20 protein-coding genes are annotated in these 18,742 nt (G+C 46.4%); 17 read left to right on the top strand and 3 right to left on the bottom strand.

What is annotated here, in order from left to right; all coding sequences use genetic code 11:
* The first annotated feature begins 161 nt into the window (after positions 1-161).
* Positions 162-962: a nickel import ATP-binding protein NikE gene (gene nikE / locus AB4Z30_RS07550; RefSeq protein WP_441924880.1), complete on the top strand. Its 801-nt coding sequence runs from the start codon at positions 162-164 to the stop codon at positions 960-962.
* 568 nt (positions 963-1,530) lie between these two features.
* The gene (locus AB4Z30_RS07545; RefSeq protein ID WP_441924878.1) at positions 1,531-2,010 is read left to right on the top strand and encodes an immunity protein YezG family protein; all 480 of its coding nucleotides are present in this window, start codon (positions 1,531-1,533) and stop codon (positions 2,008-2,010) included.
* A 196-nt stretch (positions 2,011-2,206) separates the two neighbouring features.
* Here AB4Z30_RS07545 and AB4Z30_RS07540 read toward each other — a convergent pair whose 3' ends face one another.
* Positions 2,207-2,644, bottom strand: coding sequence for a hypothetical protein (locus AB4Z30_RS07540; protein WP_441924876.1), 438 nt, complete (start codon positions 2,642-2,644; stop codon positions 2,207-2,209).
* 353 nt (positions 2,645-2,997) lie between these two features.
* On the opposite strand from AB4Z30_RS07540, the gene AB4Z30_RS07535 reads away from it, so the two are divergent.
* The 14 genes from AB4Z30_RS07535 to AB4Z30_RS07470 all read left to right on the top strand — a co-directional run bounded on the left by AB4Z30_RS07535 (position 2,998) and on the right by AB4Z30_RS07470 (position 16,360).
* Positions 2,998-4,077, top strand: coding sequence for a phosphotransferase family protein (locus AB4Z30_RS07535; RefSeq protein WP_441924874.1), 1,080 nt, complete (start codon positions 2,998-3,000; stop codon positions 4,075-4,077).
* Positions 4,078-4,122: 45 nt separating this feature from the next.
* The gene (locus AB4Z30_RS07530; RefSeq protein ID WP_441924872.1) at positions 4,123-5,121 is read left to right on the top strand and encodes a glycosyltransferase; all 999 of its coding nucleotides are present in this window, start codon (positions 4,123-4,125) and stop codon (positions 5,119-5,121) included.
* Positions 5,122-5,247: 126 nt separating this feature from the next.
* A complete protein-coding gene (locus tag AB4Z30_RS07525; protein ID WP_441924870.1) occupies positions 5,248-5,532 on the top strand; it encodes a hypothetical protein in 285 nt (94 codons plus the stop codon).
* Between the two features lie 113 nt (positions 5,533-5,645).
* The gene (locus AB4Z30_RS07520) at positions 5,646-6,113 is read left to right on the top strand and encodes a hypothetical protein (RefSeq protein ID WP_441925352.1); all 468 of its coding nucleotides are present in this window, start codon (positions 5,646-5,648) and stop codon (positions 6,111-6,113) included.
* 249 nt (positions 6,114-6,362) lie between these two features.
* On the top strand, positions 6,363-6,524 hold the full coding sequence (locus AB4Z30_RS07515; protein ID WP_167375752.1) for a hypothetical protein: 162 nt from the start codon (positions 6,363-6,365) through the stop codon (positions 6,522-6,524).
* A 98-nt stretch (positions 6,525-6,622) separates the two neighbouring features.
* Entirely contained in the window at positions 6,623-8,803 is a 2,181-nt protein-coding gene (gene abc-f / locus AB4Z30_RS07510; RefSeq protein WP_441924868.1) for a ribosomal protection-like ABC-F family protein, read from the top strand.
* A gap of 890 nt (positions 8,804-9,693) precedes the next feature.
* Positions 9,694-10,224, top strand: coding sequence for a hypothetical protein (locus AB4Z30_RS07505; protein WP_441924866.1), 531 nt, complete (start codon positions 9,694-9,696; stop codon positions 10,222-10,224).
* On the top strand, positions 10,224-10,679 hold the full coding sequence (locus tag AB4Z30_RS07500) for a hypothetical protein (protein WP_441924864.1): 456 nt from the start codon (positions 10,224-10,226) through the stop codon (positions 10,677-10,679). Before AB4Z30_RS07505 ends, AB4Z30_RS07500 begins: the two co-directional genes overlap by 1 nt.
* A 54-nt stretch (positions 10,680-10,733) precedes the next feature.
* The gene (locus AB4Z30_RS07495; protein ID WP_441924862.1) at positions 10,734-12,155 is read left to right on the top strand and encodes a glutathionylspermidine synthase family protein; all 1,422 of its coding nucleotides are present in this window, start codon (positions 10,734-10,736) and stop codon (positions 12,153-12,155) included.
* The gene (locus AB4Z30_RS07490) at positions 12,137-12,541 is read left to right on the top strand and encodes a DUF350 domain-containing protein (protein WP_441924860.1); all 405 of its coding nucleotides are present in this window, start codon (positions 12,137-12,139) and stop codon (positions 12,539-12,541) included. Before AB4Z30_RS07495 ends, AB4Z30_RS07490 begins: the two co-directional genes overlap by 19 nt.
* Before the next feature lie 113 nt (positions 12,542-12,654).
* Positions 12,655-13,602 carry a nucleoside hydrolase gene (locus AB4Z30_RS07485; RefSeq protein ID WP_441924858.1) on the top strand — a complete coding sequence of 316 codons (948 nt, stop codon included), beginning with the start codon at positions 12,655-12,657 and terminating at the stop codon, positions 13,600-13,602.
* Between the two features lie 207 nt (positions 13,603-13,809).
* On the top strand, positions 13,810-14,136 hold the full coding sequence (locus AB4Z30_RS07480; RefSeq protein WP_090921618.1) for a PadR family transcriptional regulator: 327 nt from the start codon (positions 13,810-13,812) through the stop codon (positions 14,134-14,136).
* Positions 14,137-14,142: 6 nt separating this feature from the next.
* Positions 14,143-15,120 carry a permease prefix domain 1-containing protein gene (locus tag AB4Z30_RS07475; RefSeq protein WP_441924855.1) on the top strand — a complete coding sequence of 326 codons (978 nt, stop codon included), beginning with the start codon at positions 14,143-14,145 and terminating at the stop codon, positions 15,118-15,120.
* A gap of 322 nt (positions 15,121-15,442) precedes the next feature.
* Complete coding sequence (locus AB4Z30_RS07470) at positions 15,443-16,360, top strand: S-layer homology domain-containing protein (RefSeq protein WP_441924853.1); 918 nt, start codon at positions 15,443-15,445, stop codon at positions 16,358-16,360.
* A gap of 229 nt (positions 16,361-16,589) precedes the next feature.
* On the opposite strand, the gene AB4Z30_RS07465 is transcribed toward AB4Z30_RS07470, so the two are convergent.
* Entirely contained in the window at positions 16,590-17,060 is a 471-nt protein-coding gene (locus AB4Z30_RS07465) for a heme-degrading domain-containing protein (protein ID WP_441925350.1), read from the bottom strand.
* A gap of 230 nt (positions 17,061-17,290) precedes the next feature.
* Between AB4Z30_RS07465 and lspA the strand changes: the two genes are divergently transcribed.
* The gene (gene lspA / locus AB4Z30_RS07460) at positions 17,291-17,773 is read left to right on the top strand and encodes a signal peptidase II (protein ID WP_441924851.1); all 483 of its coding nucleotides are present in this window, start codon (positions 17,291-17,293) and stop codon (positions 17,771-17,773) included.
* A 116-nt stretch (positions 17,774-17,889) separates the two neighbouring features.
* Here lspA and AB4Z30_RS07455 read toward each other — a convergent pair whose 3' ends face one another.
* The gene (locus AB4Z30_RS07455) at positions 17,890-18,555 is read right to left on the bottom strand and encodes a hypothetical protein (RefSeq protein ID WP_441924849.1); all 666 of its coding nucleotides are present in this window, start codon (positions 18,553-18,555) and stop codon (positions 17,890-17,892) included.
* Between the last annotated feature and the right edge of the window lie 187 nt (positions 18,556-18,742).

Genomic DNA, 18,742 nt, shown 5'->3' with positions numbered 1-18,742 from the left:
TTTAGTTACTAAAGAAGTAGACCGTGGCATGTTGTCACAAGCTCCAGCGGTTAAAACGTTCTTATCGTGCAGGGACTTGTTAGAGCTGAAGACATGATAGGTTTGGAGTTGAATTGATCTGGATGAGTTGGGTCTCAACAAGGAAGGTGGCGAAGAACCGGATGTTACAAGTACATGAAGTAAGTCATAGCTATGGCAAGCGGAGTTGCCTGGAGCGCTCGGAATCACGCCCTCCTGTGCTGGCGGATGTTTCACTTACGATTGAACAAGGTGTTTGCCTTGGATTGCTTGGAACGAGCGGAGCAGGCAAAAGCACCTTGGGTAAAATCATTTTGGGGCTGGAGAGACCAAGCCAAGGTCAGGTTCTATTCCAAGGCCAGGATATCTATCGAGCGGATAAAAAGGTGCTTAAAGGGCTACGTCGTGACTTGCAAGTCGTTTTCCAAGACTGTTACTCCGCCGTGAACCCAATGATGACGGCAGCGCAGATTATTGGAGAGCCGCTGGACAATTATGAGCGCCTGTCTGCGAAGGAACAACAGCGCACCATTGAACAGTTACTCGTGCAGGTCGGGCTTGCACCGCAGGATGCCAGCAAGCTTCCGCATCAGTTCAGCGGAGGGCAATTGCAACGGGTCAATATCGCCAGAGCCATTGCCCTTAAGCCGAAGTTAATCGTGCTGGATGAATCGATCAGCAGTCTGGATATGGTACATCAGACTCAAATCCTGTCCTTACTGGCAGAGTTGCGAGCGACGTACGGGCTGTCCTATCTGTTTATCACGCATGACATCCGCGCCGCACTGACGATCTGCGACAGCATCGCGGTGATGGATCAGGGAAGGCTGGTCTATACCGGGGCTGCCACGGATACCATCTTGGAGTCGGATCAGCCTGCTGTCCGGCAGCTCGCATCCTCCATTCTGCCAGAGCATCCGTCAGGCCGGATTGTATTCGAATAGAATGTCAATTCAGATCAGATTTAATGCAACTTCCAATGCAATCTTCAATGAAGTTGCTAATGTAAGAGGCCCCTCTCATTTTTGATGATGATAAGGGGCCTCTGTTTTTTTCTTTCTCTTGAAAATATTCTATTGTTCCGATATCTATTTTAGATTTTTCTTAGGTAATCTCTCGCTCATAAGAAAGTTTGAAAATAAGTATTATTATGAAAAAAACAATATCTACCAATGATTCTTCTATATACTATAAAATAGAATATTCCCTTAGAAATAAATTTGTCACAAGGAGATGGGATATGAAATGAATCGTAAACTAAGAGCGCTATTCATAGTATTAGATCTTGTATTTTATTAGTTGGTGGCTGCACAATTACATATCACGTGAAAATAATAAATATCGTCAAGAAAGCTACCCCTATAGGATTAGAATATTTTAAGAAAGAGTACAACGTTAGTGTTGAGTTCACAGATTCTCAGGTTTTTGCTGGTTACGTGTCTTCAAAATCATCTATCAGATTGGTAACAACAGGCCAGTTACTGAATTTTAGATAAAGACGGAGGATAATCAATGGAAAAAAAGATGAATGAGTTCTATAGCAATATTGCAGAAATCATAGATCGAATGATACCAGTGCAGTGGCAGAACTTTTACTTTAATGGAGAAGTAGAAAATGGAGAAGGAGGAGTTTTCTTTTTCTTTAAACCTGAAAATGAAAGTGAATATATTTATTCTCTTGAAATTCCCGATAGATACAATGTTAATTTAGACGAATATGATCAACTAGACAATAAATTGTTTGAAGCAACAAATGATTTGAAAAATCTCTTTTTAGATAATGGACAAGATCCTTGGTTTTCAATAACTATGAAGCTCACATCTGAGGGGAAACTAAGTATAATATACGATTACACAAAGTGGGGAGAGTCTAATTTTGGTCCTTCAGAAAGATTAGAATATTGGGAAAGTAAATATTTGGGCCATATGCCGGAAGAAGAAAAGGACAGAATTAATATAGAGAAAATGAAAGTTTTTGAAGAAAGAAATTAGATATATTTCTTGTTCTTATTCGGCCGAGTTGCAACTCAAACAGAATGGATTGACATTGGAAAATAGTGTATAGCGTTTGCCCAAGTATGAAAGCAGTTATGTTTTTGATAAACAAATAAGTTAACAAGAACTCACCCTAAAGCGACTGATTCATTTAGGGTATTTGTCTTGTTGAACGCTGCCTTTAACTCCTAAGCTACTTCTGCACCTGATAGGATGATGCAATCACCTCTACATAGCTGTCATACCCGGCGACAAGGTAATGTTTCAGATCAAGCCGGTTCCGGGGATCGAAGAACGCTCTTTTTTTGTCTAAAATGGGAGAATTCATCACCTGATAAAAGCCAGGATCGGGATGATAACCATTTGTCTCCCAGAAGTGAAGAGTATCCTCGGCGAGAGGAATTCCTTCAACCTGACCTGCATGTAATTCGAAGAAGTTGAGTGTTACGCATCGCAATTCAGCAACAGTGCTGAAAGTGAATTCTGCTTCTTGGTACTGATCGAGAGGCACATCCTCACGTGTTTGTACATCTATACGTAAAGTGACACCACCCGATTCAGTATATATAGCCTTCAGATCGGTTGTGGAGATGCGGAAATCTACTTTTTCAGGCATCAGTACAATGCTCATGGTTGTTCCTCCTAATTGCATGTTCAGGTTGGATCTATGCGCGCTACTGTTCATGACAAATGTTGCGGTGTGGATGTCCATATATGGTGCATATGTTCTAACTACTATTGGTTAGTGACCAAGTATCGCATCTTTATAATCTCTCGTTCCATTATATCATTGTCTACAGAGGGATCGGAAAGGAGCGGATTGCACGGGTAGAAAATCGCAGTCATATTGCCGCCATGGGATAAATGCACTTATGATTCACCACTGCTTCCAGTAAGAAACACCACTTGCAGGCCATTCACCTGCAACGTATGATGAATAGAAATCCTGTGCGGAACGGTGTGAACAGAAGGGAGGGTGAGGCTGTGAAGAGCAGAGAGAAGATAGAGAACACGAAGAGTATTCAGAACACAAAGCAATCCGAAGACATGAAGCCCATGGAAAACTCTAGAGACATGCAACAGGTGAATGATACGGAGGGCATCATATATCCAGAGTGCTGGGTGACACCCGAAGGAATATTAGATGAGCAGCAGACTTCAGGCCGGCAGATACTCTATCAAGGGTTGAACGGCAGGCATGTGGAACGGTTCACTGCTCAATCCGGTCAGACTTATATTTTCAAACCGCTGACGAATCCTGCACAGCATGGACGGGAACGCTGGATGTACGAGCATGTGATGGCACAATTGCCACCCGTATATCCGCAGCTCATTGCGGCTTCGGATCAAGCGGCGGCTCCTTCGCAGAGCTGGATGATCTACGAGGACATGGGACAGCTGGAGCATCACTTGTGCGAATCGACGATATTGAATGTTGCCGCACATATGGCAGCTTGGCATGCACTGCCCGTTGCACCGTGGCAAGAACTACCGCGAGTCGGGCATAAGCCGCCCATTCGGGATATGCTGTATGAGTTGCGCCAGTACCCGTCAGCAACGGATGGACTTCTAAGCGAACTGCATCTGACGTTGTCTGCAGCGGACTGGGACAGACTGACCATGCTGATCCTCACGGCAGAGGATAAGCTTCCGCAAGTACTGTGTCATGGTGATTTGCATCCCGGCAACGTAGCCGAGGTAGAAGGCAGGTTGGTCATTCTGGACTGGGAACATGCCCACTTGAATACGCCGCTGTGGGACGTATACCATCTGCTGGACTTGTCGCATCCGCTCTTTCCTCGACCGATGACGCCGGGGCTTCGGGCGCGTGTGATGAAGGTGTATCTGGACAAGCTGGAGAGCCTTGGCGTGCAGGTTGAACGGGGTTCTTTTGCAAAGTGGTACGATGCTTATGGGATGGTATTCTCGCTCTGGATGTTACGTCTGATCGACGGCGATTTACGGAATCCGGACTGTGTGTGGCCGCAGGAACAGCTGCGCAATCAATGGCACGAGACAACTGCTACGCTGGAGCAGTGCATGGAACATTTGAACGGGCATTAGTCTTTAAACGGTTGAAGTTCAATATGGATATAAGGGGTGAAAAGTTTGCGTAAAATCGGACTGGTTATGCGTAAAATTCAATTCACGGAGGCTCAGGGGCCGCGGGTGTTCGCGGATCGACTGAAGCAGATCGGGCTGGAGCTTGGCGTGGACGTTGTGTTCATCTCGCCGGAGCGTCATGTTAGTGGATACGACTGGATACCCGGGTACGAGCATGAGAAGGGTGACCTGGTGAATTATGACATCGTGCTGGATCAGATCCATAGCCAAAATATTGAGCATGTGATCTATACGGTATCGGGATTTACGTTTTTAAAAATGTTTTTACCGAAAAGTGTTCTGTTCCCACACAGTTTCCCAGACCCGGCACTGACGGGATATGAGATGATGAAGCCATTCTATACAATGGTGGATAAAGCGATTGTGCAGACCGAGTTTTTGAAAAGAGAGCTGGGGCGCAATTTCGGCGTGCATGACGTGAACGTCATTCCGATTGGCTTCAACGAAGAGCTGGCGCACCGCCATTATGACCCGAGTCAGGTCGTGCATAACCGCGTGCTCTGGATCGGGCGGGATGAGGCGAACCGCCGTCCCGACCTTGTGCTGGAATATGCCCGGCAGAACCCGGACAAAGAAGTGTACATGGTATTTGGCGGTGTGCGCTACCAGGAGAGCATGAAGAAATACGATATCCCAAGTAACGTGAAGCTGAAGTTTGCACTTACGCAGGATGAGATATTTACGCTAATGAACTCGGCCAAGGTGTACTGGAGCTGTTCGGCGTTTGATACGTTTGCGATGCCGCTGACGGAAGCGATGGCGATGGGTAAAATGGTCGTGAAACCCGAGCATGCCTGCTACGGTCACATCAGATCCACGCATGCCTTTGCTGGCAACGAGGATAACTGGTTTGAACTGGTGAACATGGCTGCGGCTGCGCCGCGCAGTGTATCGGAAGACAACCGCGAGTACGCATTCGGTGCCTTTTCCAGAACGATTATGAAGGAAGGGTATCGGAACTTTTTTGCAGACTGGCTGAAATAAGGTGCCAAGCTATGAATAGGTATGGATAAAAAGCGATCATTCTAGTTCATGCTCTATGGAGAGGTTATACCGTAATACTGCTCCGTAGCGGTCGATATGAATATCCAATCATAAGGAGAGAGTTCTATGGATATTGTTATTTTGTGGACGCTTGGGATGTGGGTGGTACAGCTGCTGATCGAATGGATCGTGTATCGGGCGCAGGGGCGTCAGATGACGTGGATTCAGTCCATTTTGCCGTGTCTGACGTTACTTGGCGGAGCGGGTGTGATCGTGATGAGTATCAATATGGAAAACTGGAACGCCATTGGCTATGCGCTGCTTGGTGCAGCAATAGGTACATCGGGACTGCTGACACTTGTCACGGTTGCGATTACGGCTCTGGTGCTTCGGCTTCGTGGAAGGCATTAATCAGGGGGATATACGGACATGCCGTTTCAGGAGTTTGATGCAGCGAAACGCTGAATGCTGGAAGCCATACGGGTGTAAGTTACGGTTGCTTTAAAAAAGGAAAGGAACATGTGATGAATAGCTTAATCATGCAACATTGGTCCGCCGAACAGCAAGAGATGCCAGGTATGAATTGCATTGCTTTTGCAGATGGAACGGTCATTATTTTAAATATCCGAACATATTTCGACCCTAACAACAATGGGCGTACCCTGTCTGTTTCTCCGCTGTGTGATACGACGATAGATAGTATTGTGAAGTACAATTCAGATTGTTGGACGATGGTGGATGCGTGGACAAGTGTGGATTATCAAGGTGGGAAGGTTGTTGGCGGGGATGGGCAAATGGGGAATGAAGGCTTCATTGCTTGTACCGATGCAGAAAACAATTTGGTATGGGGGATTTTTTTCGAGGACACCAACCCGATCAAAACGTTAAGTGTCAACGGTAATACCTTAATTGCGATCAATGAGCATGAGGAACTGCGTGTGGAGATAAATTTGCACAATGTAGTGGATATTCGGATGACTTATCTAGGGTAATTTGCCTCCGGGTAGAAGAGCGGTAGAAAATCGGAAGAAGAGCCGTATAAGCTCGTAGGAGATCGTAGGAGTTCAGCACGAGTAGTCCGGAGATGAAAACTGCTGATAGAGGATAGCTGTATGAAAACCGGTGCACCCACATAACAATGTCACAGGCACATGACAGGGAGCTAGCTGCATGAGGTGGTTGCAGAGATACAATCGATTGTGATATATTGACATTACTTATGACAAGGGAGGTGAAGACAGGTGAATCACGAGATGCTTAACAACCGTATTAGCCAGCTGCCGATTGCTATGGCTGGCATTGTTCATACTTTTTCGAACAACGGGAGAAGTCTGTCCAATTTTGAATATACGGAAGTTAACATGTGCGAGAAGATGCCTGCCTTGACCTCATTCGGACGATAAGCATATTTGCTTGAATTCTGAAGAGCCGCGGAGCTAACCTCCTGCGGCTCTTTTTGTGTTGCGGTTAGGCTCTTCCAATCCATAGGAGGAACCTTATTATGATAATTATTAGCGCGCAACAGTTGAAACAATATCACGGAGCACATCTGGTGCTGGACGGCATTACATTTGAAATTATGGAAGGCGACAAGGTTGCCCTGATCGGCCGCAACGGAAGCGGCAAAACCACCTTGATGCGTCTGATGGCCCGGTTAAGCCAGCCGGATGAAGGCCAACTGATGCTGAAAAAAGATACACGAGTCGGTTATGTCGCCCAAGTACCCGAAGGAATGGATGACCACACGGTGCTGGGTGTATTAGGCCTTGGCTTCCGGGAACTTATCGCCTGCCGTACCCAGATGACCGAATTGGAGCAGCAGATGTCCGATCCTTCCTGTGCGGCAGATCCAGAACAACTGGAGCGTCTGTTGAAACGGTATGCAGCACTGCAGGAGCGGTTCGAACGCGAAGGTGGATACGAGATGGATGCTAAGATTGACCAAGTTGCAGACGGGCTGGATATTGCGAAGGCACATTACGGCTGGCGGTTCGGATCGCTCTCTGGCGGTGAGCAGACACGTGTGGTGCTGGCTTCGCAGCTGATCGTCAGTCCTGATCTGTTATTGCTGGATGAGCCAACGAACCATCTGGATCTGGAGCGGGTGGAGTGGCTGGAAGGATTTTTGCGAGAATATTCCGGTACCGTTATTCTGATCTCACATGACCGCTATTTCCTGGATCGGGTCGTGACGCGCACACTGGAGCTGGATGACGGAGAAGCCGAGATTGCTGCGGGCGGATACACCGAATATATGAAGGTGAAGGAACAGCGGCTGCTGAAGCAGTTTGAGGAGTTCAAAGAGCAGCTGAAGGTTATGAAAAAGATGAAGGAAACGATCCGCCAGCTGGAAGAATGGGGACGTGTCGGCGGTAACGAAAAGTTTTTCCGTCGTGCGGCCTCCATGCGCAAAGCACTGGAGCGGATGGAGCAAGTAAAACGTCCTGTGCTGGAGCGTCGTCATGCGGATTTTGATGTGCTTCCGACGGATCGGACAGGTAAACGTGTAGCGGTGCTGGAAGACGTGGAAAAACGATACGGTGACCGGGATATTTTAAGTGGCGTATCTGCTCTGTTGGAATACGGGGACAAGGCAGCCTTGATTGGCCGCAATGGCTCCGGTAAAACAACACTTTTCAAGCTGCTGCTGGGTGAAGAACAGCCGGATGCAGGCAAGCTGGAATGGGGCGCACGCGTTGATGTGGGATACCTGGCTCAGCAGGAGGAACCTGTGAATCCCAAGCTGAACGTGCTGGAGTACTTCCGTCTGGAAGCAGGCGTGGAGGAAGGGGAAGCTCGTGGCATTTTGGCGCGATATCTATTCTATGGTGCAGATGTTTTCCGTTCGGTAGGACAGCTGTCCGGTGGAGAATGGACTCGTCTGAGGCTCGCGCTGCTGGTACAGCGCAAACCGAATGTGCTTCTGCTGGATGAGCCGACGAACCATCTGGATATTGCCTCAAGAGAGGCGCTGGAGGATTCGCTTGCTGATTTTGAAGGAACCGTGCTGGCTATCTCGCATGACCGATACTTTGTGAATCGCCTCGCCTCCCGTGTCTGGGAACTGGAGAATGGGCAGCTGACGACGTACCTTGGGGATTACGAAGCATATCGGGAGAAAAAACTTGATTTGCAGGCTCGTGCAGCGAAAGAAGTTTCACAAGAACTTGGAGCAGGTAGTGCTGGAAACGGATCAAAAACCGGAAGAAGAGCAGCAGAAAAGGGAACCGGGACGGGGATCGATGAAAAGTCAACAGAGACGGGAGCGAGCAAAGGTGCCCGACGGAAAGCCGGAGGCAACGGACATGATGCTGCATCTGCAAGCAGAGAGAACGTGTTGGAGCTAGCTCAAACTGAGCTGGATGCTGGACGGGGGAGCATCGGAAGCGGAAATCGTGAACGGGTTAGCAATCAAAGCCGCAGCGGAAGTGGTAGCAGTAATGGGAACGGTGACCGCAGTAGCAGTCAAAGCGGAAGCCGAAATGGTAGCAGTATTGGGAAATACGGGTCGGTTGAAAAGCTGGAGCAGGCGATGGCTCGTATAGAAACACAGATTCAGGAGCTTGATCAGCAGCTTGAAGCGTTAGCCAATGATCCGGCAGCGTTGGAGCAAACCTGGAACGAGCGGGAGCGGTTATCCGCTGCATACGATGAGTTATTGGCTCAATGGGCTGAGATGTGATCGTAGAGTACGAACAGCAAGAGCATGCCACAAGCCGTTAATAAAACACAGCCAAACCTCACTGAGCGAGTGTAGATACAGGGCTGATTGTTGAAATTAACTAACTAGAAGTGTAGGAAATGGACTAGAGCGTAAGGACGTAGAAGGGAACGTAAAAGGACTGTCTCACAGTTGATATGCATTGGGTATGCATTGACTGCCATGAGGCAGTCCTTTTTGTGTGATATTACTTTAATTACTTTAATCCGTATGTACCTTGCCTCAAATTTCGGCTGCTATTTTCGAACTATTCTCGCTGGTCTTTTTTGGAAGGAATTGCGATAGAGTTTTTCAAGAGTTAGTTCTGTTGAGATGATCGATGTTGATTTTCATGCGTGCAAGGGTAACTATTATTGATCCCAAGAGGCCCATCCCTGACTCCAGCTATTCTAACGATCTGAGAAGACGCTATTTGGGTATTTTTTAGCGATTTAAAATTCTAACGATCACCAGGGACGTTATTTACTAGAAATGTGGAGTTTTCAGCCGATTTTACAGGTTTTTCTCCGAAATAACGTTTCTCCTGATCGTTAGAATTTGGGCAGCCTGTTTTTTCGCCAAATAAGCTCTGTGGTGATCGTTAGCGCATGAGTGGGAGATGAAATTGGGAAGTAGGGAGTTAGGTGGTTAGGTAAGTAGGGAAGTAGAGGAAGTAAGGTAGTTAGGGAAGGGAGGTAGATCAGTAGGTAAACATGTAAGGCATGTTAAGTAGGTAGGCAGGCAGGTAGATAAAGTAGGTCTGGTGTGTAGGCTGGAGCATAGTTAAAAGTGCACCATAAATTACTGTGTTTCTTTTTACATGTCTCGGCGAATAGTGTAACTTTTTTCCTTCTCATGCGTTTAATAYGTTTGTGTATATTGAAACGGCTCATCACGAGCTTGCAGATAGGGAGGGAATCACCATTTATTATTCATTGATGTATCGCAGTTGGTCGGAGGATAAACAGACCGAGACGGGTGTGCTTGAGCAGGCTTCAGTGACGCGGGATGAACTGTTTATGCGCAAGCTGGTGGATGCTACTCTGATGAAAAACAAACTATGGGCCCATCTGTCCAATGAGTGTCAGGATCGGCGCGAACATGCCATCTACGTGACTGCGTATGATCAGCAGATGCCGGAAGGGCATGGTGCTGCTATTGCGGATGCAGCGCTGGCAATGTGTAAAATGTCTTCCATGTACAGCCCGGAATATATGCTGTGGAATGGACGTTCTTTTGATGAGCTGGAGCTTGCGGAATCCTCTGGCTACACGATGGAGCTGGCCGAGCAGCTGCTGGATCACTACATGGTACGCGAAGGCAGGACGTACGAATTTTTGTACTCGGTGCTGGATGCGGATCGGAAGAAAGTTCTGTTTTTCATGAAAGAGGTGGATCTGTAATGAAGGAAGAAGAGGTGCGAAAACCTTTATCGGGGCAGGTGTCCAGAAACATCATCCGTGATGAAACTGCATTCACATTACAGTCTGGTTCCGAGACTGCAGTGGCATCAAACAATGCATTAGAATCAAAATCATCATCCGCATTAGACTCTGAAATGGGCTCTAAACCAAGCCCAAAATCAGAACCAAAACCGGGTTCCAAAGCCAAACTGGTCGCATTCTCGCTCATGCTGGCTGTACCTGCGGTGCTTGCGGGATGTGGCAGTAACAATGACGAATGTGACCCCGAATATGATACAGGCTGCGAGTACGATTCCAGCAGCGGTCACTACTATTATGGCGGGTACGGCGGCTCATCTTATCGCAGTAGCAAAGACGGTAGCAGCTCTTATAAAAGCTCAACCAAATCTAAATCGAGCGGTTTCGGCAGCTTTTTCCGAAGTTCGGGAGGTTAATGACATCATGAAGCAGGCAATCATTCTCCGCTTCATTCGGGGGAGGCTGGCAGGATGAGGGAAGTGTACTCAATGCCATTCAGCCACGAGGAGATTTTCTCGGGTGAAGCTGGAGAGCAGATTCCATATCATCGCATGTACGGCAAACAGTATTGTGTACCTACATTGACGATCTATACGCCAGAAGAGCTGGGGGAGCTACGTGCCGCCACAGAGGCGGTAGACGGGATTTACATCAAAGTGATGCGTTTCATCCAGAGATATATGCCGGACTCATTTCTGGAGCATCCTCTTGGCATCCATCCAGGGTTGATCCCCGCAGCACGCATGGAAGCTGTTACAGGTGGAATCACTCGTCAGGACTGGATTATTGGTGAAGCTGGTCTGAAATRTATTGAAAATAACACCGATACGCCAACAGGTATACCTGAATCGGCTGCACTCGAAAGTATTTTGATCGGACGCACAGAAGATCAGGCATGGACTGCGCCATCTATGCATATGGATGCACGTATCCAAGATTGCTTCCGATCGTGGTTATCTTTTTATGCCGAGCAAGGGCTGGAGGGACCGGTCACATTCACCTCTTACGGCGATCATGTGGAGGATCGAACCAACACCGTCTACCTGATGGAACGCTGTCGTGAAGCCGGATACGAGGTGTTATATGCTCCATTGGAGGAGCTTGAGATTGTGCAGGGAGAGGCACTGTATCATCAGGGCCGCGAAATCCGTTTGTTGTATCGTCTGTATCCGCTGGAATACCTGATTGGGGATCGGGACGAAGCGACCGGTGTGGACATTGGTGCTGCTCTTATTGAACTGGTGCGAGAAGGGCGACTTGGCCTTATGAATCCTGTCCAGCACGTGCTGATGCAGAGCAAAGGTTTTATGGCTGCCATCTGGTCGCTGTACGAGAGGAATGAGCAGACGCCCGAGTACTGCGGATTTACCCTTTTTGATGAGGCAGAGTTGGAAGTGATTTCACGTTATTTGCTGCCGACTTACTTCACCGCGGAGCCGTTTGAGCAGAGCGATGTGCCTTACGTAGCCAAGAGCTATTGGGGGCGCGAGGGCCGTGGGACACTTTTGCTGGATCATAATGAAGTTCAAGAGCCGGTGGACGTCGTGGATACGAATAGAGATACGGGTACGGATAAAAACACAAATACGGCAGACGGATCTACACTCCTTAATAAAGAAGATGACGAGGACGAAGAGGTTGCCGCCTATTACGAAAATCAGCCCAAAATATATCAGCAACTCGTGCCGATGGAGCAGGCTGTAATTCAGACAGAGGATGGCGAATACAGCGGTTATTTGCTAACGGGTGTATTTGTCATTGGTGGACGTTTTGCCGGAATGCTGCCTAGGGTGGGGGAGAAGGTAACCGGAGATATGGCGTATTATTGCGCCGCTGCTGTGCGAGAACCATTGAATGATGAGGAGGAGAAGGAATGGAAAAGCTGGGATTGAACCTCATGAATGTTGCAGTAGGGATTGGCATTCTGTTAGTGGTATTAGTTGTGGGATATTTTGCGTTCAGTAAATTGACTCGTTATAACGATAGTGAAGAAATTGCAAAAGGAAATGAAGCCGCAGGTATGTACATGGGAAGTAAGCTGCTGGGACTTTGTATTATTGTAGGCATGGTGTCCTTTTCGACTCACTCATGGGTGGATATGCTACTGTGGTCAGTGTTGGGTATCATTATTCTGTGTCTGGTCTATATTATATTTGATTTCTTGACGCCTAAAATAAAGGTCTGTGATGAAATTGCGCGGGGCAATATGGCGGTAGCACAGTTGTTACGCTCCGTGATCATCGGTGTTTCCATCGTCATTGGTACGTTTTTGATGTAAAATAGACCCTGACGTTTCGCGTAGATATGTCCGTTGAATGAATATGGTGATATACACGAGGGTCGTTTGGCGGATATAGAACGAATATTATACAGAAGAAGGAGCGCGGCAGCATGAGAAGAGTCATCATTGATACGGATACAGCAGGAGACGATACGATTGCGATCCTGACGGCATTGCATCATTTTCAGGTGGAAGGCATTACGATTACAGGTGGCAACGTGCAGTTTGACCAAGAGGTTGAGAATGCACTGTACACCGTGCAAGTTGCCGGACACGGCGGGAAAGTTCCGGTATACAAAGGCTGCGAGCGTCCACTCATGGCCTATGGTCAGGCTCAGCATCGTACGGTAGAAGATGTGCATGGCGATGACGGTATGGGTGGCGCGCATTTCCCCAAGGCGGATCAACGTCCCGAGAGCGGGCATGCGGTTGATTTTATTATCGAGAAGGTGCATGCACATCCAGGGGAGATTGAACTGCTGGCCATTGCGCCGCTAACGAACATCGCGATGGCGATTCAGAAGGACCCAACCATCGTTCCTGAGATCGCTCATCTATACATCATGGGTGGAACGAACAATGCACTGGGCAATATCACACCGGCGGCAGAGTATAATTTCTATGTGGACCCGGAGGCGGCCAAAATTGTACTGCATGCAGGCATCCCGATTACGATGGTTGGCTGGGAGATGTGCACCCAATACTCCGTTATGGATGATAACGATCATGCAGAGATTGCAGCACTCTGTACCTCGGGTTCCGATTTCTTCATCGCGATCAATAAAGTGGTCATGCAATTCAACAAGTCGGTACATAAATTGAACGGAACAACGCATCCTGATACCCTGTTAATGGCGGTAGCCGCAGATGAGTCACTCATGACGAAGTCTGGTCATTATTATGTCGATGTGGAAGCGGCAGGGGAATTGACACGCGGATACAGCGTGGTGGATATCAACGGACGTTTTGGGAAAGCGCCAAATGTACGTGTCTGTGAAGCGATTGATCGTCCGAAGTTCAAGTCCATGCTGCTGGATGTGCTGACTGCCATTCAGTAACCGCATCGTAACCGCAGAGCAGGAGAAACGTTTGTAAATGGTTGACAGAATATGCGTAGACTAAGGTTACAGCTATTAAATCTGTACCTCTAACCAGGTGCGGATTTTTATTTTGCCTATTTTTAACTAAACTACTTCATCTGTCGTAGTAACTGTGCTATACTCAAACTACTACGACAGATGAAGTAATGAGGAGGAATATCTTTTGTGATCAGCAGTGACGTAATACGCGGTTATAATGATACGCTGATCCTTTACATGTTGCTTGAAGGAGAATCGTACGGATACGAGATTTCCAAGAACATCAGGCAGCTGACGGATGAGAAGTATGTCATGAAGGAAACTACACTCTATTCGGCCTTTACCCGCTTGGAGAAAAATGGATATATCGAATCTTTTTATCAGGATGAAAGTCTGGGCAAACGCCGCACGTATTACCGAATCACACCAGCTGGCCTGGACTATTACAGAGAAAAATGTGAGGAATGGAAGGTTACGCAAGAGGTCGTTAATCTGTTTATCAGGGAGCTGTGATCGGATATGGAGACAATAATGGTGTATCTGGACAATATGTTTGCAGGATTGCCGAGAAGTCCTGAGGTGGAGCGCATGAAACAGGAGCTTCTTTCGGGTATGGAAGATAAGTATCTGGAGTTAAAACAGGAGGGCAGATCGGAGAATGAGGCGGTTGGCATTGTGATCTCCGAGTTTGGCAACATTGAGGAACTGATGGAAGAACTCGGTATTCAGACTGAGGATGCTACGGAAACATATCCAGTGCTCACCGAAGAAGAGGTTCAGGCCTATCTCGCGGCTAAGCGAAGTGCAGGTTTCTGGACGGGGCTGGGCGTGTGGCTGTCCTCAGCGGGAATAGCTTTTCTCATATTAATGGATACATTGTTCGAAAGCATGGGTACATCATCAGATCAAGGTACGTTCGGCATTGGCTCTGTGCTAGGCATGAGTGGGATGTTTGTATTGGTGGCTGTTGCCGTGGGCATGTTCATCTACAGCGGTATGAAGCTGGGACGGTTTGAGTATATGGAGAAGGGGTTCCAGCTCCCCCGTTCTCTTCTGATGATTCTTCAGCGTAGTAAGGCAAGTTTTGCACTCACATATCGTGTGGCTCTTATTACGGGCGTGTGTCTGTGCATCCTGTCTCCTGTTTTCATCTTTGCAGGGGCCTATGTGAATGATACGTATGCAGCTTACGGTGTGTCGGCTCTCTTGGCGACAGCGGGAATCGGTGTATTCTTGTTTGTCTATTACGGTAACATTCAGGGTTCCTATACGACGTTGCTTGAGGATCAACATCTGAATGCAGCCAAGAGAGAAGAGGCACGAGCAGTGCGGGCCGTTGAGGCTGTGGTTTGGCCACTCGCGACAGCGTTCTTCCTCTTTACGGGTTTCGTCTACCAGCGCTGGGATATTAACTGGGCAATTTTCCCGATCGTTGGTATTCTCTCCGGCAGTTTTAGCAACGTGTATCACATTATGAAAAATAAAAAGTCATCCTGATCTCAACTATAATTCCCCTGAGGGTTTTTAAGACTTAACTTTCGGGGGGGGGGGATTTTTTTATTTTAACTTTTATCACATTCCAATTTTACTTAAGAAGGTCAATTCATCATGAAGATCTATATTTCTATAAAGATCTTGCTTTTTGTATTAATGGTACCTTCCAGTAAATGCTATACTCTATTTATAGAGATTAGAAAGTGAATGGTCGAATGAAGCACTAGGATCTCTATTCACCATGAGTAGGAAAGGAAGTGAGGGAAAGGAAAGGTTTGTCTAATCAGTAAGTGAGAGATATCTATATCTAAATAGGAGGAAATGTATGTTTTTTAAAAGAATGACTCAAAAAGTAAACATATTTATCTTAGTTATGAGTATGTTTTGTCTGTCAGGTGGAGTTGTTTATGGTCAAGATGTAACCTCAGATATTGAAGGGCATTGGGCCCAACCTACCATTGATAAATGGCTTTCAAAAGGGTTGAGCACAGGATACTCCGACGATTCYTTCAGGTCCAACAATGTAACTACACGTGGAGAATATAATCGTCAATTTGAATTTAATAAGGAAGAAGGAGTACATTATACTGATCTGTCTGCCTTAGATTGGAATTATTCAGAAGTACAGAAGATGGTAAAAGAAGGATACATAAAGGGTTATAAATTATCTAGTGACGAGAAAGCAGCTTTAGCATTTAAGAATCCGTCAGAATTTTCATTGTGGAGTACAGGTTCCGCAGGTGCTGTATTCTCCGAGAATAACATAGGCTGGAATGTGGATTTTGCTGAAAACAATACAGGTACAGCACAGGTAGTCACACTGACAATCGAAAATGGAGCAACAGCTCCAGGTTCATATTATGTCTATTTTACGGACGGGGGAGCACCGATCCCCAAAACTGTTTCTATCACAGGTACAGAAACGGCAAAGGAAGTAGCATCGAAAATAGCTGCAGCCTTTGGGACATCCATATCGGGGTGGAGTGCAGCCGCCGATGGATCCAAAGTACTCTTTACATCGCAGCAACCGGGCACGAATAACGAACATGTTCGGATATATGCATTGGAGGCATCAGGAGTGGGTGCGCCCTCAGGGGAAGTCAGCTTGCGGACAAGATCGCAACAGCATTTGGGACAACCATTCCGGATTGGATTGTATCTGCCAATGGGACGAAAGTGGTCTTCACAGCCAAACTTCCGGCAGCGAATAATAGTAAAGCTCTGGCAAGACTTTCCGGGTTAAACACGGGAATCGGCATGCCGGATAGCAAGATTACAACCGTAGGGACCGTACATCCTGTTGGAGTCCCTCAATAAAACGTATAAGGGTGGCTGTCTACCAGGAATAAAGAAATAGTAAGAGCAGTTTTATAACAAAACACCTTCAGAGTAGAGATGTTCATGTCGCTTCTCTAGAAGGTGTTTTTTTGGTATTGTGAGCGATTTGGGGAAGTATCGTTTCCAAGTAGGTTCTATTTCAAAAATGAGCGAATGCCTGTAGTAACGAGGTCGTGATCTTCCTCATCAGGCAGACCCGATATCGTAATCGTCCCTACCTGCCCTTCCTCTTTTAGGATCAGCGGAAAGGCTCCACCCGCCAGTACATACTCGGAGTCAGGCAGTTGATAATTCTGCTCCAATGTCTTGTTTTCGCTTCGTAACCGCAAGGCTGTATGCCAGGAGCTGGAGCCAAAGTGGTTGACCACGTTGCTTTTGCGCCGAATCCAGTTTTCATTATCGGGGTGAGTGCCTTCCATCGCATGCAAAAAGAGACGATGCCCCTTTAGTGTGATGTCTATGGTCACGGCCTGTGAGCGGCGCTTTGCTTCCTGAACTAGATACAGGCCGAGTTGTAGCGCTGTTTCGGAGTTAAACGTATCCCATACCAGTTCCTGTTCTTCCTGCTGCATTTGCTCAAGTCTTGTCGTGATTTCGGAATTCATCGAATTCAAATGAAAGACCTCTCCTTCGTTTGTGTGATGAAGCTCTACATTCAACAAACGACATGGTTGTACCTGCCCGAGGGTAAAGATTGAGTTTATTAGATGTTATAAGAGATGTGGGGCTGGATCATTTGGAGACGTTATAACCACTGTGGTAGAGTAAGGAGAATGGTTATGAAGATTTCTACAATTGAACATAAAGAGTGGCTCAGGCGGGCAGGGGGAAAACGATGCTGTTTTATTTTATCGCGGTGCTGGTTACGCTTGTAGATCAGGGTACCAAAATCGCGGTTCGGATGTATATGGAGGTTGGTGAAGTGGTGCGGCTTGGGGATTCAGGAATGCAGCTACAGCATTACGAAAATAGCGGTATGGCTGGAAGCATGTTTCAAGGTAATGCACGTTTGTTTGGGGTCATTGCCGTGCTGTTTATCGCAGGTATGCTCTATTATCGGCACAAAGGTGAGATACGGGGATTCTGGATGAATGCCGGGGCGGGCTTTATGGTCGGCGGTGCTCTCGGCAATGCCATAGATCGCTTTGTCTATGCTCGTGTGACGGATTTTTTGGTGTTCCCGTCGGGCCGGGGCATATTGAATCTGGCAGATGTGGCAATTAACATTGGTGTAGTGATGCTCATTATCGGCATGTTGCTTCGTGTATACCAAGGATATCGGAAGAAGCGTATGCGTAATGCGTTACCTAAAGGGTAACATTGATGGATATAACCTATGATTGGTGAAGAATGTTCTAATGTATGGTGGCAAAAGAGCCGAAGCAGAGGTTAATTCTGCTTCGGCTCTTTGTTATGGCGACTTTTAAAAGGGATTTAGTCATTTGATTTGGATAATTCTGCATCAAGATCGGCTAGTTTTGCAGACGAGGTGGTCAGATCCCTTTGTAAGTATAGCCGGGTCATTATTGCCTCTTCGTTTGACAATTGAGCGAAATTTCCATTGATATATTTTTTATAAATGGCTGTGTTTGATTGAACGATTTCATTTGCAAGTTTTAGGCTCTTTTCTAAATTAGAAGTTACAACTAAGTCAGAAGCGGATTCACTTTGGCGAAGAAGTTTTTTAAACATAGCTCTACTTGAATTAAAATAGATAAAACCTGGAAGATAATTAAGAGTAATAGGTTGGTCCTTGTCCAGAGAAAAGGCTTTTTTTCCATCAGGAGAGTTATAGACAAGCACATAGTTTGCATATTGGATCTGATTTTGATGTAACTCTTCATAGCTCATGTATAAGAATAGTAGTTCCTCTCTACTAATCTTCTTTTTATCTATAGCGCTCTGCAAAGTTGATAAGATTGAATCTGAAGTGGAAAGAATTCTGCTTTCGTAATCTGACAGCACCTGACTGTATTGTTGATTTAAATAGTCTTTTAGTTTTCCGGCACCTGAAATATAACCATAAATATTTGCAACTAGAGAGGCTACAAGAGCAAGAATTAAAATGATAATCCAATTTTTTTGGCTCATTTTTCTCATAAGATTAAGGATCTCCTTAGAAAGTTATGTGTTTGATATCGTTTTGTCATATTGTCTATCATAATGGAATATTTCATTATATATAATTACATATTAAGGAGTGTTGTGGATATGGAGACTCTATTGCTCCATATCCTTCTCTTATCAGTTCTAATCTATTAAAGATCAGTTGAAATCCATTGATTCC

The sequence above is a fragment of the Paenibacillus sp. 2TAF8 genome, assembly GCF_052114825.1.
In the GTDB taxonomy this organism is placed as follows: Bacteria; Bacillota; Bacilli; order Paenibacillales; family Paenibacillaceae; genus Paenibacillus.
This window is presented reverse-complemented; position numbering and strand designations above follow the sequence as displayed.